The sequence below is a fragment of the Blastococcus jejuensis genome, from assembly GCF_039534705.1.
GTDB classification, from domain to species: domain Bacteria; phylum Actinomycetota; class Actinomycetes; order Mycobacteriales; family Geodermatophilaceae; genus Blastococcus_B; species Blastococcus_B jejuensis.
Map to the genome: position 1 here is coordinate 145354 of NZ_BAAAVV010000004.1, position 22240 is coordinate 167593.

Consider the following 22240-nt stretch of genomic DNA (forward strand, 5'->3'; position numbering starts at 1 on the left):
CCCGGTGCGGGCCAGCTCGCGCCGGTAGGTTGGCCGGTCGTGGAACAACGGGCGCTGGGGCGCAGCGGTCTGGTCGTCAGCCGGCTGGCGCTGGGCACGATGACCTGGGGCCGGGACACCGACGAGGACGAGGCCGCGATGCAGCTCACGGCCTTCGTCGACGCGGGCGGCACCCTGGTCGACACCGCCGACGTCTACTGCGACGGTGAGAGCGAGCGCACCCTCGGGCACCTGCTCACCGACGTCGTCCCCCGCGCCGACGTGCTCGTCGCCACCAAGGCCGTCGGCCGGACCGGGCCCGGCCCCATGGGCCGCGGCGCGTCCCGCGGCCACCTGATGGCCGCCCTCGACGCCTCCCTGGAGCGGCTGGGCCTGGACTACGTCGACCTGTGGCAGCTGCACGCGTGGGACGACGCCACGCCCCTCGAGGAGACCCTCGCCGCCTGCGACCTCGCCGTCTCCTCCGGTCGCGCCCGGTACGTCGGCATCAGCAACTTCGCCGGCTGGCAGACCGCCCAGGCCGCCACCTGGCAGCGCGCCTGGCCCGGCCGGACGCCGCTGGTGAGCACGCAGGTCGAGTACTCGCTGCTGCAGCGCGGCGTGGAGCGCGAGGTCGTCCCCGCGGCCGAGGCCCTGGGGCTGGGCGTGCTGGCCTGGTCGCCGCTGGGGCGCGGCATCCTCACCGGCAAGTACCGGCACTCGACCCCGTCCGAGTCGCGGGGCGCGTCACAGCAGTGGCAGGGCTTCATCGACGGGCTGCGCTCCTCGAAGTCCGACCGCATCGTCGAGGCCGTGATCACCGCGGCCGAGGGGCTGGGCACCAGTCCGCTGGCCGTGGCGCTGGCCTGGGTGCGCGACCGTCCCGGGGTGGTCGCCCCGATCGTCGGCGCCCGCACCGCGCAGCAGCTGCAGGCCTCCCTCGACGCCGACGGGGTGCGGCTGCCGGCCGCGATCCGCACCGCCCTGGAGGACGTGTCGGCCCCGCCGTTCAGCTACCCGGAACGCCGGTCGGAGCGATGAGTTCTGCCGCCCCGGCCCTGGGCGGCGACCCGGTGTTCGCCGCCTTCTGCGCCGCAGGCCTGTGGCCCGGCCTGGGCAAGCGGACGGCGGCCGACCTGCCCTCCGCCGGCATCACCGCGCCCGACGACGTGACGGCCGACCGGCTGATGAAGCTGCCGCGGGTGGGCCGGCAGCGCGCCGAGCGGCTCTTCTCCAGCTTCCTGGCCGCCGCGCCCACCTACGAGGTCGTCGAACTGCTCGTCGGCGCCGGGCTGGCCGCGAAGCTGGCGGCCGGCGTCACCGACGCGCTGGGCCCGGACGCCCCGCGGCGGCTGCGCGACGACCCGTGGGCGCTGCTCGGACTGACCGGCGTCACCCTCACCGACGCCGACCGGCTCGCCATCGCCGTCCTCCCCGGCGCCGACCGGCAGGACACCCGCCGCGGCCGGGCGATCGTCGCGCAGACCCTGCGGACGGCGACCCGCGACGGGCACACCGTGCTGCCCGCCGACCTGGTCGTCGCGGCGCTGCAGGCCGAGGGCATCGCCGACCCGGTGGCCGCGATCGTGGCCGCCGTCGACTCCGGCGAGGTGCTCGAGCACGAACCGCCGGAGCCGGAGGATCCCGACACCGACCCCGACCCCGCGCTGCGGACCCTCTCGCTGGCGCGCTACGGCATGGCCGAGGAGCTGGTCGCCGAGGCCGTCGTCCGGCTGGCCGCCACGGCGGAGCGCATCGCCGACCCGGCGTCGGTGCGCTCGGTGGCGAAGGGGCTCGACGACGCGCAGAAGCAGGCCGTCGCCCAGGTGCTCGGCGCCGGGGTGAGCCTGCTGACCGGCGGGCCCGGCACCGGCAAGAGCCGCACGGTCGCGGCGATCGTGAAGCTGCTGCGGGCCAAGGGCACCGACGTCGCGCTGGCCGCCCCGACCGGCCGGGCCGCCAAGCGGCTGGAGGAGCTCACCGACCGCCCCGCGGTCACGGTGCACCGCCTGCTCGGCGCGCAGGGCATGACCGGTGGGTTCGCCCGCAACGAGGAGTGGCCGCTCGACGCCGACGTCGTCGTGGTGGACGAGGCCTCGATGCTCGACGTGGAGCTGACCGCGGCGCTGCTGGAGGCCTGCCCCGACGGCACGCACCTGCTGCTGGTCGGCGACCCGGCCCAGCTGCCCTCGATCGGTCCGGGGCACGTGCTCGGCGACCTCATCGACTCCGGTGCGGTCCCGGTCACCGAGCTCACGACGCTGTACCGCCAGGCCGAGGGTGGCGCGATCGCCCGCCTGGCGACGGCGGTCCGCGGCGGGGAGCTGCCCCCGGTCGACTCCCCCGACCGGGAGGTCGTCGTCGTACCGGCCACCGGGTCGGCCGAGGCCGCGCGGCGGGTGGTCCAACTGGTCACCGACTCGATCCCGCGGGCGCTGGGCATCGAGCCGGGCGCCGTGCAGGTCGTGACCCCGGTGCACCGCGGGCCGGCCGGCACGATCGAGCTGAACAAGGCGCTGAAGGAGAAGCTCAACCCGGGTCAGGGCACCGTGTGGGGCTTCGACCCGGGCGACCGCGTCGTCGCCACCGCCAACCACCTCGACCTGGAGCCCACCGGGTTCGCCAACGGCGAGGTCGGCGTCGTCACCGGCACCGGCGAGGGCTCGCTGAACGTCGACTTCAGCTCGGGGCCGGTCACCGTGACCGGGCAGGCGCTGGGCGATCTGCGGCACGGCTGGGCGATCACCGTGCACCGCGCGCAGGGCTCGGAGTGGCCGGGCGTCGTCGTCGTCCTGCCGCCGGAGGCCGGGGGGATGCTGTCGCGGCCGCTGGTCTACACGGCGCTGACCCGCGCCCAGCGGCACCTGTCGATCGTGCACGCGTCCGGCGCGGCGCTGGCCCGGGCCGTGCGGGAGGTCGACGTCCGCCCGCGGCGCACCCGGCTGGCCCGGCTGCTGGCCGAGACGCTGGACTGACCGCCCCTCCCCTGATGATCAGGTCACCTGGTCATCAGGGGTCCTGGCTCACGGTCGATCGTGAGCCAGGACCCCGTCAGGTGAGCCCGGAAGGTCAGCCCTTCAGCGCGGCGGCGACCTCGGGGTTCTCCTCGAACCACGCGTCGACGGCGTCGGGGTACTGGCCCTCGCCGTACTCGTTGACGACCAGGTTCTCCAGCGAGCCGTACTGCTCGTCGGTGAGCTCGAAGCTCGACATCAGGTCGGCCACCTCGGCGCACTCGTCCGAGAAGCCGGTGCGGGCCAGGTTGTGCAGGCCCTCGCTGTCGCCGAGCGCGCCCTCCGGGTCCTCGAGGTCCTTGACCGGGAACTCGCTGTTGGCCCAGAACGGCCGCCACAGGGTGACGACGATGTCCTCCTGCGCGTCCACGGCGGCCTGCAGCTCGGCGAGCATGGCCGTGGTCGAGGACTCCACGAGCGTGTAGTCGTCGGTGAGCCCGTAGGTCGGCATCACCGATTCCTTGGTCGTGCGGGTGAGGCCCGCACCCGGCTCGATGCCCACGATCCGGCCGTCGAACATGTCGGCGTTGCCGGCCAGGTCGGCGATCGAGTCGATGTCGGTGTACTCGGGGACGGCGAAGGTCAGCTTCGCGCCCTCGTACCAGGCGCCGAGATCCTCGATGTCGTCGCCGTACTCGGCCATGTAGTCGGCGTGGGTGACCTCCGACCAGGCCGACGGGTAGACGTCGACGTCCCCACCGGCGAGGCCCGCGTACAGCGGGGCGGCGTCGTTGATCTCCTCGAACTCGACCTCGTAGCCGCGGTCCTCGAGCACGTCCTGCCAGAGGTAGGCCATGCTCAGCCCGTCGGTCCAGGACGGGATGAACCCGAGGGTGACCGAGTTGCAGTTCTCGCCGTTCCCGCCGGCGGCGGCGGTCGTGTCGTCGGTGTCGTCCCCACCGCAGGCGGTGGTGGTCAGGGCGACGGCGGCCAGGCCGGCCGCCAGTCGGGTGCTCGTGCGCAGACGGTGCGCGCTCACGTGGTGCTCCTCTCGGATCGCGTGCCGGCCCGCGGTGTCGCCGGCCGGCGTGGTGCACGCGGAGGAACCGGCGGACACCCGGAGAGGTGGCCGCCGGGTCCGCGCAGTTCAGGGGGCAGCGCTAGTGCTGCGGGACCGCCTCGTCCGCGGGGACGCCGGCGGCCGGGGTGGGCGGACGGCGGCGACGTCCGGCGAAAGGGACGCGCAAGCCGCGCCGGCGGGTCCCGCGCTCGCCGAAGGCGGCGGTCAGGCGGTCGAGGTAGATGGCGAGGATGACGACGGCGAGGCCACCCTCGAAGCCGAGGCCGACGTCGAGCCGGGAGATGCCGGTGACGACCACCTTGCCGAGGCCGTCGGCCCCGATGAGCCCGGCGATCACGGCCATCGACAGCCCCAGCATGATCACCTGGTTGATGCCGGCCATGATCGTCGGCCGGGCCAGTGGCAGCTCGATGCCCCGCAGGATCTGCCCGGGCGGGGTGCCGAAGGCGTGCCCGGCCTCCACGGTCTCCCGGTCGACCTGCCGGATGCCGAGCTCGGTCAGCCGCACGCCCGGCGGCAGCGCGAAGATGATCGTGGTGACGACGCCGGGGACGACGCCGAGGCCGAAGAGGACGACGGCCGGCACCAGGTAGACGAAGGCCGGCATCGTCTGCATGAAGTCCAGGACGGGGCGGACGAAGGAGCTGACCCGGTCGTTCTTGGCCGCCGCGATGCCCACCGGGACGGCGATCACCACCGACACCAGCGTGGCGACCAGCAGCAGGGCCAGGGTCTGCATGGCCTGCGGCCACAGCTCCATGCTCTGCACCAGCAGCAGACCGAGCAGCGAGCCGATGCCGAACACCAGCGAGCGGGCAACGACGCCCAGCAGGGCGAGCAGGACGGCGAAGAGGATCGGCGGGAGCACGAGCAGGCCGTCGGTGAGGGTCTCCACGGCCCCCTCGGTGACGGTGCTGACGGCGTCGAAGACCGGGTCGAGGTGCTCCTTGAGCCAGTCGAAGGCGACGTCGATGCCGTCGCCGACCGGGATGCGCGGGAGGAAGCCGTCAGCCACGGGGACCTCCGGCGAGCTCCGGGCGTTCGTCGATCCGCTCGGGCGCGGGGACGGCGTCCACCGGGACGGCGTCCACCGGGACGCCGGCCGGACGGCCGTCGGCCTCCTCGGCGGGCGCTCCCGCCAGCGCGGCGAGCACCGCGCCCGGGTGCACCACCCCGCTGGGGTGGCCCTCGTCGTCGACGACGACCACCGGCAGGTCGCTGGTGCCGACCGGGCCGAGCAGGTCGGCCAGCGGGTCGGTCGCCGCGACGCGGGCGGCGGGTGGGCGTACGTGCGCGGCGATGGTGCCGGCGCCGCCGGGACGGCCCGCGTCGCGCAGGTCGCCCTCGGTGACGACCCCGGTCAGGCCCCCGCGGTCGTCGACCACGAGCGCCGAGGTGTCGCCGTGCACGCCGAGGGCAGCCAGCACCGCGCTGGGCGAGTCGTCGGCGTGGACCACGGTGTCCGCGTCGGTCATCACGTCGGCCGCGGTGTACACCCGCGACCGGTCGACGTCGGCGAGGAAGCGGGCCACGTAGTCATCGCCCGGGTCGGCGAGGATGTCCTCCGGCGTGCCGGTGCGCACGATCCGCCCGCTGCGCATGATCGCCACGCGGTCGCCCAGGCGCATCGCCTCGTTGAGGTCGTGGGTGATGAAGACGATGGTCCGGCCCAGGCGCCGCTGCAGGTCGAGCAGCTGGTCCTGCATCTCGCGGCGGATGAGCGGGTCGAGGGCGCTGAACGCCTCGTCCATGAGCAGGATCTCCGCCTCCGAAGCCAGCGCCCGGGCCAGGCCGACCCGCTGCTGCATCCCGCCGGAGAGCTCGTCCGGGCGCCGGTCGGCCTCGCCTTCGAGGCCCACCATCGCCAGCGCCTCCCGGGCAGCGGCCAGCCGCGTCCGGCGGTCGACCCCGCGCACCTCGAGGGCGTAGCCGGCGTTCTCGGCCACGCTCCGGTGCGGCAGCAGGGCGAAGTGCTGGAAGACCATGCTCATCCGCCGCTGCCGCACCTCGCGCAGGCGCTTGTCGTCGAGGCCGGTGATCTGCTCCTCACCGGCGAAGACCGACCCGGCCGTCGGCTCCAGCAGGCCGTTGAGCATGCGCAGCAGGGTCGACTTGCCCGACCCCGACAGGCCCATCACGACGAAGATCTCGCCGGGCTGCACGGCGAAGGAGGCGTCGATCACCGCCGGCGTCGCCCCGGTCGCCCGTACCTCGTCGGCGGTCGCGCCGGCCCGGAGCCGGGCCACCGCTTCCTCGGGTCGCCGGCCGAAGACCTTGTACAGGCCCTCCACGCGCAGTGCGGTCACGTCGTCCTCTCGCCGTCGGGGCAGGCGGCCACGGCGATCCCTCGGGTCGGGACGCGTCGGGTCGGCCGGGCGACTGGTGCCTCGGCTCCGCCTGCTGCACGGGGAGGTTCCGATCTCCGAAGGCGGCGCCTCGTGCTCCTGCAGGGCGCCGCACTCCCCGTGGGGTACGGCAGACGAAGCTACCGCCGGGTACCGGACGGGACGCCCGAAAGTTACCGAGGCAAAGGAACGGCAACGAGATCGTCATGTGGCGGCGGTCTGCCGGAGCCCCTCCTCAGCTGCTTCCTCCGCAGGTGAGAGGGCCGACGGCCGTCGTCCGGTGCGACCTTCGGCCCTGTGCCGGGGAGCCACCGGGCGGTCCCATGACCCGGTGACTGCCGACGCCGGCCTCGCGACCCGCTGGCCGACCATCGTGAAGCAACCGGCCGCCGTCCCGCCCCATCTCGCCGACTACGACGCCACCTGCGCGGAGTTCCGGTGGGACGACGCCCGCCGCGCCCTCAACGGCCTGCCGGGGGGCGGGCTGAACATCGCCCACGAGGCCGTGGGCCGGCACGCCGCCGGCCCGCTGCGGGACCGCGAGGCGCTGCGGTTCGTCCGGGCCGACGGCAGCACCCGCTCCTACAGCTACGCCGAGCTCGACGGGCGGTCCGCCCGCTTCGCCGGCGTGCTGCGCGACCTGGGCGTGCAGCCGGGTGACCGGGTGTTCTCGCTGCTGGGCCGCAGTCCCGATCTCTACGTGGCCGTCCTGGGCACGCTCCGGTACGGCTCCGTCTTCTGCCCCCTGTTCTCCGCGTTCGGCCCCGAGCCGGTCCGCCAGCGGCTGCACCTCGGCGGCGGGCGGGTGCTGCTCACCACGCGGGCGTATTACCGCAAGAAGGTGGCGCCGGTCCGGGACCAGCTCCCCGCCCTCGAGCACGTCCTGCTCGTCGACGGTCCGGCCGAGCCGGGCACCCTCGACCTCGCCGAACTGATGGCCGCCGCGGAGCCGGAGACCGAGATCGCCCGCACCCGGCCCGACGACCTGGCGCTGCTGCACTTCACCAGCGGCACGACCGGCACGCCCAAGGGCGCCATGCACGTGCACGAGGCGGTCGTGGCGCACTGGGCGACCGGCCTGTACGCGCTGGACCTGCACCCCGGCGACGTCTACTGGTGCACCGCCGATCCCGGCTGGGTGACCGGCATGTCCTACGGGATCATCGCGCCGCTGGTGCACGGGGTGACCGCGGTCGTCGACGAGGAGGAGATGGACGCCGACCGCTGGTACTCGATCCTCGCCGAGCAGCACGTGACCGTCTGGTACACCGCCCCGACCGCGCTGCGGATGCTCATGCGCGCCGGCACCGAGCGGGCGCGGGCGCACGACCTCTCGGCGCTGCGGTTCGTGGCCAGCGTGGGCGAGCCGCTCAACCCCGAGGTGGTCGTGTGGGGCCAGGAGGCGTGGGGGCTGCCCGTCCACGACAACTGGTGGCAGACCGAGACCGGCGGGATCATGATCGCCAACTTCGTCGCGGCCGACATCCGGCCCGGTTCGATGGGGCGCCCGATCCCGGGGATCGAGGCCGCGCTGGTGGCCCGCGACGACGACGGCGACCCGATCGTCCGGGACGGCGCCGCGGTGCTGGTCACCGATCCCGAGCTCGAGGGCGAGCTGGCGCTGCGCCCCGGCTGGCCGTCGATGTTCCGCGGCTACCTGAACGAGGAGGAGCGCTACCGGCGCTGCTTCGTCGGCGGCTGGTACCTCACCGGGGACCTCGCCCGGCGGGACGCCGACGGCTGGTTCTGGTTCGTAGGGCGCGGCGACGACGTCATCAAGTCCGCCGGCCACCTGATCGGGCCGTTCGAGGTCGAGAGCAGCCTGATGGAGCACGACGCCGTCGCCGAGGCCGGGGCGATCGGCGTCCCCGACCCGGTCGCCGGGCAGGTGGTGAAGGCGTTCGTGCAGCTCCGGCGGGGCGTCGAACCGACCGACGAGCTGCGGCTGGACATCCTCGGCTTCGCCCGCAAGCGGCTCGGGCCGGCGGTGGCGCCGCGGGAGATCGCCTTCGCCGAGAACCTGCCCAAGACCCGCAGCGGCAAGATCCTGCGCCGCCTGCTGCGCGCCCGCGAACTCGGCCTCCCCGAGGGCGACCTCTCCACCCTGGAGGCACCGCGATGACCGAACCGGTCGACCTGCTGCGCCAGATGCTGCGCGTCCGGCGGCTCGAGGAGACCTGCGTCGAGCTGTACAGCGCCGCGAAGATCCGCGGCTTCCTGCACGTCTACATCGGCGAGGAGGCCGTGGCCACCGGCGTGTCGAGCGCGCTGGCAGCGGACGACGCCGTCGTCGCCACCTACCGCGAGCACGGGCACGCCCTGCTCCGCGGGGTGTCGGCGGAGGCGATCCTCGCCGAGATGTACGGCAAGCAGGAGGGCTGCTGCCGGGGCCGGGGCGGCTCGATGCACCTGTTCGACGCCGCCACCCGCTTCTACGGCGGCAACGCCATCGTCGCCGGCGGGCTGCCGCTGGCGGTCGGCCTGGCGCTGGCCGACAAGATGCAGGGCCGCGACCGCGTCACCGTCTGCTTCTTCGGCGAGGGCGCCGTGGCCGAGGGCGAGTTCCACGAGAGCCTGAACCTCGCGGCGCTGTGGCGGCTGCCGGTGCTGTTCTGCTGCGAGAACAACCTCTACGCGATGGGAACCGCGCTGCGTCTGGTGGAGTCCGAGACCGACATCGCGCTCAAGGCCTCGGCGTACGAGATCCCGGCCTGGCCGGTCGACGGCATGGACGTCCTCGCCGTCGCCGAGACCGCCCGGCGCGCCGTCGACGCGGTCCGCGGCGGAGGCGGCCCGCACTTCCTGGAGCTGCGCACCTACCGCTTCCGGGCGCACTCGATGTTCGACCCGGAGCGGTACCGGGAGAAGGCCGAGGTCGCCCGCTGGGTGGAACGGGACCCGATCGAGACGCTGCGGGCGAGCCTGGCGCTGCCCGAGCAGGAGTGGACGGAGATGCAGCGCGACGTCGACGCCGAGCTGCAGGCCGCCGTCGCCTTCGCCGAGGCCGGCACCGACGAACCGGTCGAGGAGCTCACCCGGTTCGTGCACAGCGATCGGCCGGCCCGGTGAAGACCAGCTACCGGGAGGCCATGCGCGAGGCCATCCGCGACGCGATGCGGCGCGACGACCGGGTGTTCCTGATGGGCGAGGACGTCGGGCACTACGGCGGCTGCTACGCGGTGAGCCTCGGGCTGCTGGAGGAGTTCGGGCCCGACCGCATCCGCGACACCCCGCTGTCGGAGTCGGGTTTCGTCGGGGCCGGCATCGGCGCGGCGCTGGGCGGCATGCGGCCGATCGTCGAGATCATGACCGTCAACTTCAGCCTGCTGGCGCTGGACCAGATCGTGAACAACGCCGCCAGCCTGCTGCACATGTCCGGGGGGCAGTTCAACGTGCCGCTGGTCATCCGCATGACCACCGGGGCCGGCCGGCAGCTGGCGGCGCAGCACTCGCACAGCCTCGAGGGCTGGTACGCGCACATCCCCGGGCTGCGGATCGTCGCGCCGGCCACCCTCGCCGACGCCCGCGGCATGCTCTGGACGGCGCTGGAGGACCCCGACCCGGTGCTGATCTTCGAGCACGGCACCCTCTACAACGCGCAGGGCGAACTCGACGACGACGCGGGGCCGGTGGACCTCGACACGGCCGCGGGGCGCCGTCCCGGCGGCGACGTCTCGCTGATCACCTACGGCGGCACCCTCCCCACGGTGCTCGAGGCCGCGGAGCGGCTGGCGGCCGACGGCATCGACGCGGAGGTGCTCGACCTGCGCACGCTGCGCCCCCTGGACGACGACGCGATCACCGCGACGGTGGCGAAGACCCACCGGGCGGTCGTGGTGGACGAGGGCTGGCGCAGCGGCAGCCTGTCCGCCGAGATCAGCGCGCGGATCACCGAGCGGCTGTTCTACGACCTGGACGCACCCGTCGGCCGGGTGTGCAGCGCCGAGGTGCCGATCCCCTACGCGCGGCACATGGAACTGGCGGCGCTGCCCTCGGTCGACCGGATCGTGGCCGCAGCGCGGGAGGCGGTGCACGCCGGTGGGTGAGTTCCGGATGCCCTCGCTGGGGGCCGACATGGAGCACGGCCGGATCATCGAGTGGCTGGTGAAGCCCGGCGACACCGTCCACCGGGGCGACATCCTGGCCACGGTCGACACCGACAAGGCGCTGATGGACGTCGAGTCCTTCAGCGACGGCGTCGTCACCGAGGTGGTCGTCGAGGCCGGGACCGACGTCCCCGTCGGGACGCTGCTCGCCCGCATCGAGGAGGCCCCGGTCCCCGGCCCGGGAGAGCCCCCGATCCCGGTGCCCCCGCCGGAGCCCGTGCCTCCACCGGAGCCGATCACCCCACCGGAACCGGTGCCGCCGCCGATCCCCGTCCCGCCGCCGGAGCCGATCGTCCCGCCGACGCCCCCTCCCCCGCCCTTGACCGGGCCGCCCCGCCCGGTGCACCCCCACGCCGCGCCACCGGTGCGCCATCTCGCGCACCGGCTCGGCGTCGACCTGACCACCGTCACGGGCAGCGGGAAGGGCGGCGCGATCACCCGGGCCGACGTCGAGCGGACCGCCGCGGCGCCGGCTGCCCTTCCTCCCCCGGCCGCTCGGGTCCGGTCGTCACCGCGCGCCCGGCGGCTGGCGGCGGAACTGGGTCTGGAGCTGGCGGGCCTGACCGGTACCGGGCCCGACGGCGCGGTGACCGAGGCCGACGTCCGTCGGGCCGCTCCGGCTGAGCTCGCTGCGACGACCGCAGCCGCGCCGATGGCCTCTCCGGTGATCGCACCGGCGCAGGACCGGACGGCCGGGCTCCGGCGCGCCATCGGGGCGCTCATGGCCCGGTCCAAGCGCGAGATCCCGCACTACTACCTGAGCACGACGATCGACCTGCACACCGCGCTGGACTGGATGCAGGCGACCAACAGCGGCCGGCCGGTCGCCGAGCGGCTGGTGCCCAGTGCCCTGCTGCTCAAGGCGACGGCGCTCGCGGCCCGCGACGTGCCCGCCATGAACGGCTTCTTCGAGAACGGGGAGTTCGCCCCGAGTGGCGCCGTCCACCTGGGCGTGGCGGTCGCGCTGCGCAAGGGCGGGCTGGTGGCGCCGGCGCTGCACGACGCCGACACCCTGACCCTCGACCAGCTGATGGCCGGCCTGCGCGACCTCGTCGCCCGAGCGCGGGGCGGCCGCCTGCAGCGCGCGGAGATGACCGACTCCACGATCACGGTCACCAACCTCGGCGACCTCGGGGTGGAGAGCGTGTTCGGCGTCGTCTTCCCGCCCCAGGTGGCCCTCGTGGGGTTCGGGCGGGTGATGGAGCGGCCCTGGGCCGAGCACGGGCTGCTCGGCGTCCGCCCCACCGTCACCGCGACCCTCTCCGCCGACCACCGGGTCAGCGACGGCCTGCGCGGCGGCCGCTTCCTCGACCGGATCACCGAACTGCTGCAGCGACCGGAGGAACTGTGAACGAGCAGGACGCATGGGAGACGGTGCGCTCGGCCATCGGCCAGGTGGCGCCCGACGTCGACCCGGAGGACCTCGTCGAAGGGGCGCGACTGCGCCAGGACCTGGAGCTGGACTCCCTGGACTTCCTGCGGGTCCTGGAGACGATCGCCGCGAAGGCAGGCGTGGACATCCCCGAGGGCGCCTACGCCGAGGTCGGCACCGTCGGTGGCCTCGTCGGGTACGTGGCGACGCACGGCTGAACACCTGCCGCACCCGCCCCTCCGCGCGGCCAGATCTGCACACCGGCCCACTTCCGGGGCCGGAAGTGGGCCAGTGTGCAGATCTCGTCCGGGTCAGTCGCCGTGGTCGGGGTGGTTCTTGACGGTGACGCCGCCGAAGATCGCCGTCGCCCCGACCTTCAGCACGGGTGCGTCGAGGGCCAGGCCGCCGTTCTTGTGGGTCTTGTCCTCGTAGCCGCCGAAGATGGGCAGGCCGCCGAGCTGGACCCGCCAGCCCTCGGGGACGATGACGTCGACCCCGCCGAACACGGCCAGAGCGTCGACCGAGGCCCCTGGGTCCAGGTGCGCCTCCCGCATGTCGAGCGTGGCACCCCCGAGGACCGCCGAGACGTTGGCGTGCCGGAAGTGCTCCGAGCGGTTCCGGCTCTGCGAGCCGCCGAGCAGCGCGACGACGTCCTGACGCTCACCCGCCTGCTCGCGCAGCCGCGCCCGCTTCCCCCGGCTCACCAGCAGCCAGAGGCCGACGATCACGGCCACCAGCGGCCACAGGATCTGGTCGACGTCGACGAGGTCGAGCCGGTCGACCAGCAGCAGCACGCCGATGACGAGCAGCGCCGTCGGGCCCAGGCCCATCCGGCGCTCGGCGACCGCGGCGAGCAGGGCCAGCGCGATCACCGCGACCGGCCACCACCGGTCGATGACGGAGTCGGCGTCCAGCACGTCGGCGGCGTCGAGCAGCCACACGCCGCCGAGCGCGATCAGCACACCGGCGAGCCAGATGCGCATCGGGTTCATGGTGACCTCCCTGGTCACCGTCACCGTCCCAAGCGATGGCGGCCCGCACCGAGGGGCCAAAGCCCCGTCAGCGCGGGCCGCCGGTCACCGGAATCCGTCAGTCGACGTCGTCGTCCTCCACCGGCACGTCGGCCTCCTGCTCGAGGACGTCGGCGGCGTCGGCCTCCCGGTCGCCGACGGGGTGCACCGGGCCACCGGTCCCGTGCGGGCGGGCGACGAGCTGCTGGTCGAGGGAGTCGGCCTCGGGCACGTCCGGGGCCGGGGCGTGCGCGTCACCGGCGATGGACACCTCCGGCGGGTCGATCAGAGCCTCCTGCTCCGCTCGGTCGGCTTCGGGCACGCCGGGTCCGGTCATGTCGTCTCCCCTCGTCGAGCGGTACGGATGCATCGAGACGGATGCAGAGAGCACCGCGGATGCCGGGGCCCATCCTGCCGGGGACCGGGCACCGGTGGCAGACCGGACCGGGTGACCCGGACGCGAGGGAGGTGACCGACCGGCGGGAAGCAGGCACAATCGCTGCCGATGGAGGCAGCCGGGGACTACGAGTTCGCGCCGCTGCGGATACCGCCGGGCACGTCCCGATCCGCAGCGGCGACCATGCTGAGCCTGCAGGCCGACGTCGGCGGCTGGGAGCTCGCCCGGCTGCAGCTGCACGCCGACGGCACCCGCAAGGTGATCCTGCGCAGGCGTGCGCGGCTGTCCTACCTGCCCGGTCCGGTCCTCTAGACGCCACACCCCTTCCCCGCCGGCCCGGCGCGCGCCAAGGTGTGCACACCACGGTGCGAGGGGGCCGGACGTGGGCGAACCGACGCTGATCCAGTCCGTGCAGCGGGCGCTGCGGCTGCTCGAGGTGCTCGCCGAGCGCGACGGCCGGGCGCGCGCCAAGGAGCTGGCCCGGGCGGCCGGCCTGCCGCTCGCCACGACGTACCACCTGCTGCGGACCTGCGCCCACGAGGGCTGGCTGCAGCGACTGGACGACGGCTCGTACGTGCTCGGGCACCGGATCGACGTCGTCCGGCAGCACGGGACGGCGGCCCGCGGGCTGGCCCACGCGCGGCCGGCCCTGGAGTGGCTGCGCGACGAGCTCGGCGGTGCGGTCTACCTGGCCCGCTACGTGGACGGCGAGATCGTGGTGACCGAGATCGTCGACAGCGCGCGGGCGCCGCGGATCGACCTGTGGGTCGGGGTGCACGACGCCGGCCACGCGACGGCGATCGGCAAGTGCATCCTGGGCCAGCTGGCCGCCGATGCCCGGCTCGACTACCTCGCGCGCCATCCCCTGCACGACCTCACCCCGCGCACCGTCGTCGACCCGCGGCGCCTCCGGTTGCCTCTGGCGGGCGAGGTCGCCGTCGACGACGGCGAGTACGCGGTCGGGGTGTGCTGCGTGGCGGCCGCCGTGCCCACGCTCGACGGCGTGGGTGCCGTCGGGGTGGTCAGCCCGTCGACGGAACCGGCCCGGCGCACCGCGCTGACCGCTGCGGGCCGGATCTCGCGGGCGCTGGCGCTGGGCGCCTGAGCTTTCGTCGCCATCTGAAATCCGCACCCTGGCCGGGGCCCCCGCCCGGTCCCACGATGGCGGCCATGACGCAGCCGGCGCCGGAGTGGGCGGTGCGCGCCCTGTCGGGGGTGTACGACCCCTGCTGCCGCGAGAAGGGCATCTCGGTGGTCGACATGGGCCTGCTGCGCTCCGTCGAGATGCGCGACACCCACGCGCGCGTGGAGCTGCTGCTCACCTCCGGCTGGTGCCCGTTCGCCGCGCGGGTGCTCACCGACGTCGCCGATGCGATCAACGCCGAGCCCGGTGTCGAGTCCTGCGAGGTCGAGGTCGTCTGGGACGAGGCCTGGACGACCGACCGGCTCTCGGAGTCGGCCACCCGGAAGCTGCGGTTCCTGCCCGACCCGGTCGCCGTGCCTGACCGGGATGCCTACCTGTCCCAGCAACGAGGAGACCAGCGATGATCGGTGACGCCTTCGTGTTCGACGGGGTGGCGCACCCGTTCAACTTCACCGGCAAGAACGCGTACGGGACGCCGGGGCAGATGTTCGCCAACCACCTCTACGCCTTCCACGCCACGCTCACCCCGGACGACGAGACCCACCTGTCCTCCGACGAGTTCCTCAAGGAGTGGACGCCGGCGGACATCCGCCAGATGGTCTACGACGAGTCCGACACCGACATGCTCGTGGCGATGCCGCTGCCCCTGACCGACCTGTTCCGCGACGGGCTCTCGCCGTGGGAGGCGTGCACCGAGCTGGCGTCGCGCGATCCCGACCGCACGGTCTTCTGGGGCTCGGTCAACCCGCTCGAGGGCCGGAAGGCCATCGACCTCATGGAGCGCCAGGTCGGCGAGTTCGGCGCCAAGGCCTTCAAGTTCTACAACGTGCGCTACGACTACGGCTCACCGTTCCCGTGGCGCATGGACGACCCGAAGGTGGCCTTCCCGATCTTCGAGAAGGCGCAGGAGCTGGGGGTCAACCTCATCGGCGTGCACAAGGGCGTGCCGCTGGGCCCGCAGCCGATCGAGCACACCCAGACCTGGGACATGGACGGCGCGGCCGCCAACTTCCCCGACATCAACTTCGTGATCTACCACGTCGGGTTGCCGTTCATCGACGAGACCTGCTGGCAGCTGATCCGCTACCCGAACCTGTACGCCTCCCTGGCCGCCACGATCAACTTCCTCGTCCGCGCGCCGCGGATGTTCGCCGAGATCCTCGGCAAGCTGCTGTTCTGGTGCGGCGAGGACAAGATCGTCTACGGGTCGGAGGCGCCGATCTTCCACCCGCAGTGGGCGTTGAAGGCGTTCATGGACTTCTCGATCCCGCAGGACCTGTGCGACGGCTACGGCTACCCGCAGCTCACCGACGTCGCCAAGCGGAAGATCCTCGGCGAGAACCTGCTGCGCCTGCACGGCCTGGACGTCGAGTCGACGAAGACCCGCCTCGGCCGCCCGCAGTCGCACTGACCGGCTCGCTCGACCCCGGATCGTTCGACCCGAGGGCCGCGGCCCGGGCCAGCAGCAGGGGCGCGATCCTCCGGTGCAGCGGGCCCACGACGACCCAGACGATGCGGGCCAGGACCGAGCGGTCGTAATGCAGGACCGTCGTCAGCGTCGTCCGGGTCGAGTCGCGCCGCCGGACGACGATGGCCGCCCGCATCAGCGACGAGCGCGTCTGCAGCCTGAACACCTCCGGCGTCGAGGTGGCGATGTCCCAGCCCAGGACGCGGTCGGGCGACGGCGGCCCCAGACGGAAGCGCAGGACGTGGCGGTGGGCGATCCGGATGGTCCGACGCACGGCCGCGGGTGCCTGCTCGAGGCCGGCGCGCAGCCACTGCTCCGCGGTGCGGTGGTCCGGGTCGGCCAGCCGGACCTCGAAGGCGTCCGCGTAGTCGTGGCCACCGCCCGCCAGCGGCTCCTCGACCGGGACGCGGACGGCACGCGGGCGCCGACGATCGGCCACCGGCCCTCCCTCCGATCAGCCCCAGTGGGCGGGAGTCGCCACGGCGACAGGGAGACGTGTCGACTCGTCGCCCCGTGCCGCGGTCACCTGCGACTGGGTAACGAACAAGCAGCGGCCGAGATCCGCACCCCGGAGGTCCGCTGCGCGCAGGTCCGCCCCGAGCAGGTCGGCCGTGCCGAGATCGACCCCGCGCAGATCCGCCCCGATCAGGTAGGCGCCCCGGAGGCAGGCGTCCCGCAGCCGCGACCGGCGCAGGTCGCGGCCCATGAGGTCCGCGCCCCGCCGGTCGGGCGCACCCGGGCCGCGGACCGTCGCGCTGACCCGGCCCAGCAGCTCACCCACCTCGCTGCGCAGCGCACCGACGTCGAGCTCCCGCAGCTCCTCGGCGGGCGCGGACGTGAGGCGCTCGACGCGGGCCAGTGCCGCGCGGGCATCGGCGTCCAGGGTCGTGCCCCGCGACCCCGCCTCGGTGAGGTGCCACAGCATCTCGTGCAGCTGCCGCATCACCGGGAAGACGGAGAACTGCGTGGCGGCGAGCTCCGGTGACTCGCGCCACGACCGCCCGGCGAAGGTGACCTGGGTCAGCTGCTGGCCGGCGCCGAAGCAGTCGAAGACCTCGCAGCCGGGGAACCCGCGCTCGCGCAGCCGGTCGTGGATGCCGCACCGGAAGTCCGCGGCCAGGTTCGGACAGGGCACGCCCGCCGGCTTGTCGATCGCGAAGTCCGCCGACGCTGAGAACGCCGGCGCGACGCAGCACAGGCCGGCGCAACGGGAGCAGTCGGCCCGGAGGCGGTCGTGCCGGCCGGCGAGGGGTAGCGGGCGGTCGGGCATGTCGGAACCAGCGTAGGCGGGGTGCACCCCGGTCGAACATTTCGTTTGGGTCGAACCCAAGTTTTCGCTTGACCACGACCCCAGCGGAGTGCCAGGCTTTCGTGCATGCCTCAGGCCGCCCGGAGCTACCGGTCGCAGGCGCGCGCCGCAGGGGTCGAACGCACCCGGGAGCGCATCCTCGGCGTGGCCCAGGAGCGCTTCTTCACGCTGGCGTACGACGAGGTGCGCCTCGGCGAGATCGCCGCCGCCGCCGGGGTCAGCGAGCAGACGCTGCTCAACCACTTCTCCTCGAAGGAAGGCCTGCTCCTGTCGGTCGCGGAGTTCGTCGCCCCGGAGGTGGCGGGCCTGCGCGGTCCCGTCGTCCCCGGTGACGTCGACGCCGCGGTCCGGGGCCTGATGCGCCAGTACGAGGCGTTCGGTGACGGGAACGCTCGGCTGGTCGCCGTCGCCGAACGGATTCCCGCCCTCGACCGGGCCATCGAGGTCGGCCGCACAGGCCACACCGCCTGGCTCGAGGCCACCTTCGCCGACGCGCTCCCCGCCGCGCCCGCCGCGCGGCGCCGGGCCCTCGCGGCGCTCTACGCGGTGACCGACGTCGGCACCTGGAAGCTGCTGCGCCGCGACCTGGGCCGGTCCCGCCGCGACACCGCCGCCGTGCTCGGAGCCCTGCTCGGGGCCGCCCTGGAGAGCGTCCGCCACCTCTGACCCGCCGAGGAGGACCCCCCATGCACGTCCTGGTCACCCTGTGGGACGGCGGCGGCACGGTTCCCGCGGAGATCGGCGTCGCCCGCCGGCTGGTGGCCCGCGGCCATTCCGTCACGGTGCTGGGCGACCCGACGATCGAACCGGACGCCCGTGCCGTCGGCGCGGCGTTCCGCAGCTGGACCCGGGCCCCGCACCGGAAGACCTCGGCACCGTACGACGACGTGTTCCGCGACTGGGAGTGCCGGACCCCGGTCGGGGTGCTCCGTCGGCTGTGCGACCGGATGATCACCGGTCCCGCCGATGCGTTCGCCGCCGACGTCCGCGAGCAGCTCGCGCACCGTCCGGCCGACGCGGTCGTCGCCAGCGGTCCCCTGCTCGGCGCGCTGATCGGCGCGGAGTCGGCGGGCGTGCCCGCAGTCGCCCTGTGCGCCAACGTCTACTCCCGCCCGGCCCCCGGGCTGCCCCCCTTCGGATCCGGGCTGACGCCCGGGCGCGGGCCCGCCGGCCGGGCGCGTGACCGCGCGCTGAACCGGGTCGCGCAGGCGCTGTGGAACCGCGGGCTGGGTGACCTCAACGCCGCCCGCGCCCGCGTCGGTCTCGATCCGCTCGCCGAGGTCTGGGAGCAGTGGGACCGCGCGGCCCGGGTGCTGGTGCTCACCTCCCCCGCCTTCGACCTGCCGGGCGTGCTGCCGCCCAACGTCCGGTACGTGGGGCCGGTGCTCGACGACCCTGCGTGGGCCGCGCCGTACCGGCCGCCCGCCGGAGACGAGCCGTTGGTGGTCGTGGGCCTGTCGAGCAGCTACATGCGGCAGGCCGACGTCCTGCGCCGCATCGCCGCCGCCCTGGAGAGCCTCGCGGTCCGGGCCGTCGTGACCACCGGGCCGGCCGTCGACCCGGACGAGATCCGTTCGACGCCGCGGGTCGACGTCGTCCGGTCGGCCCCCCACGCGCAGCTGTTCCCGATCGCCGACGCCGTCGTCACGCACGCCGGGCACGGCACCCTGCTCAAGGCCCTGGCGGCGGGGGTCCCGTCGCTCTGCCTGCCGATGGGCCGCGACCAGAAGGACAACACCGTCCGTGCCGCGCGGCACGGCGCCGTCCTGCGGCTGCGTCCCGGTGCGCCGCCGGCGGCGATCGCCGCCGCCGCGCGGCGGCTCCTGGACGAACCGTCCTTCCGGGAGAACGCCCGTCGCCTCGGCGCCCGGCTGCGTGCCGACGCCGCCGCGACCGCGCTCGTCGACGAGATCGACGCCGTCGCCGGGTGCGCCCTCCACCACCCACCCACCCGAGGAGAGCCCCGATGACCGCGACCCCCACCCCGCACCGCGCCGGCCAGCTGATGCTCCCCGGCCAGGCGGCCGCCCCCGACGGCCCGGTCGACCTGACGACGATGTTCACGATGCACCGCGGCTTCCGCCGCGACCTGGAGAACTTCTCCCGCGCCGTCCCGGCCACCCCCGTCGACGACGGGGACACGTGGACGGCGCTCGCCGCCCGCTGGGACGTGTTCTCGCGGATCCTGCACGACCACCACTCCGGTGAGGACGCCGGCCTGTGGCCGCTGCTGCTGGAGCGGGTCGACACCGCCGGGGACGTCGAGGGCCGGGCGACGCTGGAGGCCATGAGCGCCGAGCACGGCCGGATCGACCCCCTGCTGGAGGCGTGCGCGGCCGGCTTCCGGCGCATGGCGCGCTCCCCCGATGCCGGGGGCAGGGACGTCCTGGCGAGTGACCTGACCGCTGCCGCCGAACACCTGGGCGCGCACCTGGCCCATGAGGAGCGCGATGCGCTGGCCCTCGTGCAGCGGCACCTGACCCAGGAGGAGTGGCTGCGGGTGTCGGTCGAGTACTTCGAGAAGCCGCTGACGGCCCGGCAACTGCTGCGCGTGGCGCAGTGGGTGCTGCCCGGCCTGCCGGACGCCGCGCTGGACCGGATGCGGGCCGAGCCGAAGGTGCCGATGCTGATCCTCGTGTGGCGGCTGTTCCTGCGCCGTCCGTTCGAGCGCCGGGAGCGGCGGGCCTTCCGCTATGCCCGGTGACGGGTCAGGGAACCAGCACGACCTTGCCGACGGTGCTGCGATCGGCCAGCTTGGCCAGTGCCTGCGGGGCCTGGTCCAGCGGCAGGGACTCCCCCACCAGCGGGTCGACGGCGCCGGACTCGACGAGCGTCACCAGCTCGTCGTGCACCTTCCCGATGAGCGAGGGCTCCTTCGTGCGGTAGAGCCCCCAGTGCAGGCCGACCACGCTGTAGTTCTTCACCAGCAGGTGGTTGGCCTTCGCCTCGGGGATGCGGCCGCTGGTGAACCCGACGACGACGATGCGGCCCTCGAAGGCGATGCACTTGGTGCTCTTGTCGAAGACGTCGCCACCGACCGGGTCGTAGACGATGTCGGCGCCGTGCCCGCCGGTCACCTCCTTGACGATCGGGACGAAGTCCTCGGTCGTGTAGTCGATGACGTGGTCGGCGCCGAGCTCGCGGCAGACCTCGGTCTTGCGGGCCCCGCCGGCGGTGGCGATCACCGTCGCCCCGGCGGCCTTGCCCAGCTGGATGGCAGCGCTGCCCACTCCCCCGGCGCCGGCGTGCACGAGCAACCAGTCACCGGCCTGGATGTTCGCCCGGCGGTGCAGGCCCACGTAGCCGGTCTGGTAGGTCAGGTACAGCGACGCGGCCTTCTCGTCGGTCATCGAGTCCGGCACCGGCCAGGCGTTGTCGGCGTCCATCAGCGCGTACTCGGCGAACGCGCCGGGGCCCCCCGAGGGCGAGCCGATGACCCGCCGGCCGGTCTCGACGATCTCGCCGCACAGCTCGACGCCGGGGATGTAGGGCAGCGGGGGCTTCTCCTGGTACATGCCCATCGCCATGAGCACGTCGGGGAAGTTCAGGGCCGCGGCCTTCACCTTGACCAGCACCTGGCCCTCGCCGGGCGTGGGCTGCTCGATCTCGTCGAGGCTCATCACCTGGGAGGGATCACCGAGCTCGTGGACCCGCCATGCGCGCATGCCGCGACCCTGCCAGACGTCCGGCGACCGCGGTCGGGCGGCCTCGGACGCGGGTCGGGCGACCGATGCGGGCGGTCAGGGCTCCGGCTCCGCCGACAGGACCCGCCGGCGCAGCGCCGCGTTCATCGCCTCGAAGCCCGCGCGGGTGCCGGTGTCCAGGGACCGCCGGAGCGGCCGCACGAGCAGGCCGCGGAACGACTCGCTCTGCACCAGCCGCGTGCCGGCCGGCGTGGGTGTCAGCTCGAAGCGGTGCCGGCCGTCGAACACTCCCGGGACCCCCAGGTGGCCGAGCCACTCGAAGGTGGAGCCCGTGGCGGCGGCGGTGACGGTCGGGCGGATGGTCATGGCCCGGCCGCCGGAGGGCTGCATGCGCAGCGACAGCCGCTCGCCGGCTCGGGCCGTGCCCTCCGCCCGCGTGATGAACGGGTTCCACTCCGCGTAGCCGCCGAGGTCCGCCAACCGGGCCCAGACCGCATCGGGCGGGGCCTCGATCTCGATCTCGGACCGGATCTCGTGTCTCATGGGCCACCTCGCCGGGCGCGCTGACGGAAGTCCCAGTGTCGACGACGCCGCGGGCCGGTCGAAGGGTCCTCGGGCCCCCGGCGTCAGCGCATCGACGGCGGGCGCAGCGCCTCCGGGACGACGGCGGTCTCGCCGGCCGACGTCTTCGCCGACGGCACCCCTTTGAACTTGTAGGGCACCGTGCCCACCCCGGGCTGGATGACGTAGGCGGCGCCGGGCTCGGCCGACGTCCAGGCCAGCAGCATGGCGTCGGCGACCTCCTCAGCGGTGAGCACGGGGAATCCCGCCTGCGTGAACGTGTCGCGGATCGGGTCGATGATCGCGGTGTCGGCGAAGCCGGGGCAGATCGCCGAGATCGTCGTCCCCTCGGCCGCCAGCCGCGGCGCCATGGAGCGCACGAACGCGACCGCGCCGCCCTTGGCGACGCTGTACGCGGGGTCGCCGGCCATCGGCGAGAGGCCGGCGAGGGACGCCGTCACGACGATCGCTCCCCCACCGGCGCGCTTGATCGCCGGCCGGGCGGCGAGGGTCCCGTAGACGACCCCGAACAGGTCGATGTCGACCACGCGCAGGAACTCGTCGAGGTCGACGGCGTCATCGGACTTGGCCGAGGAGATGCCGGCGTTGAGGTACGCGGCGTCGAGCCGGCCGTGCTCGGCCTCCACGCTGGCGACGACGGCCTCGTTGGCGGCCCGGTCGGTGACGTCGAGCGCGACGAACGGGCAGCCGAGGTCGGCGGCGACGGCGCGGTTGCGCTCGCTGTCGAGGTCGGCCAGGACGGCGGTGACCTCCAGCGCGCGGAGCTTCGTGGCGAGCGCGCGGCCGAAGCCGCCCGTCCCCCCGGTGATCAGTGCGACGGAACCTGCCCGCGGAGTGGTCACCGCCACA

Annotated in this window: 23 protein-coding genes; 14 read left to right on the forward strand and 9 right to left on the reverse strand. The window is 74.1% G+C overall.

What is annotated here, in order from left to right:
* The first annotated feature begins 39 nt into the window (after positions 1–39).
* The gene (locus tag ABD644_RS10295; RefSeq protein ID WP_344688756.1) at positions 40–1020 is read left to right on the forward strand and encodes an aldo/keto reductase; all 981 of its coding nucleotides are present in this window, start codon (positions 40–42) and stop codon (positions 1018–1020) included.
* Positions 1017–2954 carry an AAA family ATPase gene (locus ABD644_RS10300; RefSeq protein WP_344688757.1) on the forward strand — a complete coding sequence of 646 codons (1938 nt, stop codon included), beginning with the start codon at positions 1017–1019 and terminating at the stop codon, positions 2952–2954. Before ABD644_RS10295 ends, ABD644_RS10300 begins: the two co-directional genes overlap by 4 nt.
* Before the next feature lie 94 nt (positions 2955–3048).
* On the opposite strand, the gene ABD644_RS10305 is transcribed toward ABD644_RS10300, so the two are convergent.
* The 3 genes from ABD644_RS10305 to ABD644_RS10315 form a co-directional block, all read right to left on the reverse strand.
* On the reverse strand, positions 3049–3972 hold the full coding sequence (locus ABD644_RS10305) for a glycine betaine ABC transporter substrate-binding protein (protein WP_344688758.1): 924 nt from the start codon (positions 3970–3972) through the stop codon (positions 3049–3051).
* Positions 3973–4093: 121 nt separating this feature from the next.
* On the reverse strand, positions 4094–5029 hold the full coding sequence (locus ABD644_RS10310) for an ABC transporter permease (RefSeq protein WP_344688759.1): 936 nt from the start codon (positions 5027–5029) through the stop codon (positions 4094–4096).
* A complete protein-coding gene (locus tag ABD644_RS10315; RefSeq protein ID WP_344688760.1) occupies positions 5022–6320 on the reverse strand; it encodes a quaternary amine ABC transporter ATP-binding protein in 1299 nt (432 codons plus the stop codon). The genes ABD644_RS10310 and ABD644_RS10315 overlap by 8 nt, the downstream gene beginning before the upstream one ends.
* A gap of 370 nt (positions 6321–6690) precedes the next feature.
* Between ABD644_RS10315 and acsA the strand changes: the two genes are divergently transcribed.
* Genes acsA through ABD644_RS10340 form a run of 5 tightly spaced genes read left to right on the forward strand, consistent with a single transcriptional unit; the run spans position 6691 to position 12055 of the window.
* On the forward strand, positions 6691–8481 hold the full coding sequence (gene acsA, locus ABD644_RS10320; protein ID WP_344688761.1) for an acetate--CoA ligase: 1791 nt from the start codon (positions 6691–6693) through the stop codon (positions 8479–8481).
* Complete coding sequence (pdhA, locus tag ABD644_RS10325; protein ID WP_344688762.1) at positions 8478–9428, forward strand: pyruvate dehydrogenase (acetyl-transferring) E1 component subunit alpha; 951 nt, start codon at positions 8478–8480, stop codon at positions 9426–9428. The genes acsA and pdhA overlap by 4 nt, the downstream gene beginning before the upstream one ends.
* Positions 9425–10405: an alpha-ketoacid dehydrogenase subunit beta gene (locus ABD644_RS10330; protein WP_344688763.1), complete on the forward strand. Its 981-nt coding sequence runs from the start codon at positions 9425–9427 to the stop codon at positions 10403–10405. The genes pdhA and ABD644_RS10330 overlap by 4 nt, the downstream gene beginning before the upstream one ends.
* Positions 10398–11816, forward strand: coding sequence for a dihydrolipoamide acetyltransferase family protein (locus ABD644_RS10335; protein ID WP_344688764.1), 1419 nt, complete (start codon positions 10398–10400; stop codon positions 11814–11816). Before ABD644_RS10330 ends, ABD644_RS10335 begins: the two co-directional genes overlap by 8 nt.
* The gene (locus ABD644_RS10340; RefSeq protein WP_344688765.1) at positions 11813–12055 is read left to right on the forward strand and encodes an acyl carrier protein; all 243 of its coding nucleotides are present in this window, start codon (positions 11813–11815) and stop codon (positions 12053–12055) included. Before ABD644_RS10335 ends, ABD644_RS10340 begins: the two co-directional genes overlap by 4 nt.
* A gap of 93 nt (positions 12056–12148) precedes the next feature.
* On the opposite strand, the gene ABD644_RS10345 is transcribed toward ABD644_RS10340, so the two are convergent.
* Positions 12149–12829 carry a LiaF transmembrane domain-containing protein gene (locus ABD644_RS10345; protein WP_344688766.1) on the reverse strand — a complete coding sequence of 227 codons (681 nt, stop codon included), beginning with the start codon at positions 12827–12829 and terminating at the stop codon, positions 12149–12151.
* Positions 12830–12926: 97 nt separating this feature from the next.
* On the reverse strand, positions 12927–13184 hold the full coding sequence (locus ABD644_RS10350; protein ID WP_344688767.1) for a hypothetical protein: 258 nt from the start codon (positions 13182–13184) through the stop codon (positions 12927–12929).
* 168 nt (positions 13185–13352) lie between these two features.
* Here ABD644_RS10350 and ABD644_RS10355 point away from each other — a divergent pair, with 168 nt between their 5' ends.
* The 4 genes from ABD644_RS10355 to ABD644_RS10370 all read left to right on the forward strand — a co-directional run bounded on the left by ABD644_RS10355 (position 13353) and on the right by ABD644_RS10370 (position 15799).
* The gene (locus tag ABD644_RS10355; RefSeq protein ID WP_344688768.1) at positions 13353–13556 is read left to right on the forward strand and encodes a DUF5703 family protein; all 204 of its coding nucleotides are present in this window, start codon (positions 13353–13355) and stop codon (positions 13554–13556) included.
* 70 nt (positions 13557–13626) lie between these two features.
* Positions 13627–14349: an IclR family transcriptional regulator gene (locus ABD644_RS10360; protein WP_344688769.1), complete on the forward strand. Its 723-nt coding sequence runs from the start codon at positions 13627–13629 to the stop codon at positions 14347–14349.
* Between the two features lie 65 nt (positions 14350–14414).
* Positions 14415–14792, forward strand: a complete 378-nt coding sequence (locus tag ABD644_RS10365) for a metal-sulfur cluster assembly factor (RefSeq protein WP_344688770.1) — start codon at positions 14415–14417, stop codon at positions 14790–14792.
* A complete protein-coding gene (locus ABD644_RS10370; protein WP_344688771.1) occupies positions 14789–15799 on the forward strand; it encodes an amidohydrolase family protein in 1011 nt (336 codons plus the stop codon). Before ABD644_RS10365 ends, ABD644_RS10370 begins: the two co-directional genes overlap by 4 nt.
* A gap of 511 nt (positions 15800–16310) precedes the next feature.
* On the opposite strand, the gene ABD644_RS10375 is transcribed toward ABD644_RS10370, so the two are convergent.
* Positions 16311–17126, reverse strand: a complete 816-nt coding sequence (locus ABD644_RS10375; protein WP_344688772.1) for a pentapeptide repeat-containing protein — start codon at positions 17124–17126, stop codon at positions 16311–16313.
* Positions 17127–17231: 105 nt separating this feature from the next.
* On the opposite strand from ABD644_RS10375, the gene ABD644_RS10380 reads away from it, so the two are divergent.
* From ABD644_RS10380 to ABD644_RS10390, 3 genes are read left to right on the forward strand one after another with little or no spacing between them, the layout of a single operon-like run.
* Positions 17232–17831: a TetR/AcrR family transcriptional regulator gene (locus tag ABD644_RS10380; protein WP_344688773.1), complete on the forward strand. Its 600-nt coding sequence runs from the start codon at positions 17232–17234 to the stop codon at positions 17829–17831.
* 20 nt (positions 17832–17851) lie between these two features.
* Complete coding sequence (locus tag ABD644_RS10385) at positions 17852–19135, forward strand: nucleotide disphospho-sugar-binding domain-containing protein (protein WP_344688774.1); 1284 nt, start codon at positions 17852–17854, stop codon at positions 19133–19135.
* Complete coding sequence (locus tag ABD644_RS10390; protein ID WP_344688775.1) at positions 19132–19869, forward strand: hemerythrin domain-containing protein; 738 nt, start codon at positions 19132–19134, stop codon at positions 19867–19869. The genes ABD644_RS10385 and ABD644_RS10390 overlap by 4 nt, the downstream gene beginning before the upstream one ends.
* Before the next feature lie 4 nt (positions 19870–19873).
* Here ABD644_RS10390 and ABD644_RS10395 read toward each other — a convergent pair whose 3' ends face one another.
* The 3 genes from ABD644_RS10395 to ABD644_RS10405 all read right to left on the reverse strand — a co-directional run bounded on the left by ABD644_RS10395 (position 19874) and on the right by ABD644_RS10405 (position 22233).
* Positions 19874–20830 (reverse strand): NADPH:quinone oxidoreductase family protein, encoded by a 957-nt coding sequence (locus ABD644_RS10395; protein ID WP_344688776.1) that lies wholly within the window; start codon positions 20828–20830, stop codon positions 19874–19876.
* Between the two features lie 75 nt (positions 20831–20905).
* Positions 20906–21352 (reverse strand): SRPBCC family protein, encoded by a 447-nt coding sequence (locus ABD644_RS10400; protein WP_344688777.1) that lies wholly within the window; start codon positions 21350–21352, stop codon positions 20906–20908.
* Positions 21353–21435: 83 nt separating this feature from the next.
* Entirely contained in the window at positions 21436–22233 is a 798-nt protein-coding gene (locus ABD644_RS10405) for an SDR family oxidoreductase (RefSeq protein ID WP_344688778.1), read from the reverse strand.
* Between the last annotated feature and the right edge of the window lie 7 nt (positions 22234–22240).

Coding starts and splice junctions, on each gene's coding strand:
- ABD644_RS10300 (WP_344688757.1), top strand. CDS start 1,017: ATGAGTTCTGCCGCCCCGGCCCTGGGCGGCGACCCGGTGTTCGCCGCC.
- pdhA (WP_344688762.1), top strand. CDS start 8,478: ATGACCGAACCGGTCGACCTGCTGCGCCAGATGCTGCGCGTCCGGCGG.
- ABD644_RS10345 (WP_344688766.1), bottom strand. CDS start 12,829: ATGAACCCGATGCGCATCTGGCTCGCCGGTGTGCTGATCGCGCTCGGC.
- ABD644_RS10350 (WP_344688767.1), bottom strand. CDS start 13,184: ATGACCGGACCCGGCGTGCCCGAAGCCGACCGAGCGGAGCAGGAGGCT.
- ABD644_RS10355 (WP_344688768.1), top strand. CDS start 13,353: ATGGAGGCAGCCGGGGACTACGAGTTCGCGCCGCTGCGGATACCGCCG.
- ABD644_RS10365 (WP_344688770.1), top strand. CDS start 14,415: ATGACGCAGCCGGCGCCGGAGTGGGCGGTGCGCGCCCTGTCGGGGGTG.
- ABD644_RS10370 (WP_344688771.1), top strand. CDS start 14,789: ATGATCGGTGACGCCTTCGTGTTCGACGGGGTGGCGCACCCGTTCAAC.
- ABD644_RS10375 (WP_344688772.1), bottom strand. CDS start 17,126: ATGCCCGACCGCCCGCTACCCCTCGCCGGCCGGCACGACCGCCTCCGG.
- ABD644_RS10380 (WP_344688773.1), top strand. CDS start 17,232: ATGCCTCAGGCCGCCCGGAGCTACCGGTCGCAGGCGCGCGCCGCAGGG.
- ABD644_RS10385 (WP_344688774.1), top strand. CDS start 17,852: ATGCACGTCCTGGTCACCCTGTGGGACGGCGGCGGCACGGTTCCCGCG.
- ABD644_RS10390 (WP_344688775.1), top strand. CDS start 19,132: ATGACCGCGACCCCCACCCCGCACCGCGCCGGCCAGCTGATGCTCCCC.
- ABD644_RS10395 (WP_344688776.1), bottom strand. CDS start 20,830: ATGCGCGCATGGCGGGTCCACGAGCTCGGTGATCCCTCCCAGGTGATG.
- ABD644_RS10400 (WP_344688777.1), bottom strand. CDS start 21,352: ATGAGACACGAGATCCGGTCCGAGATCGAGATCGAGGCCCCGCCCGAT.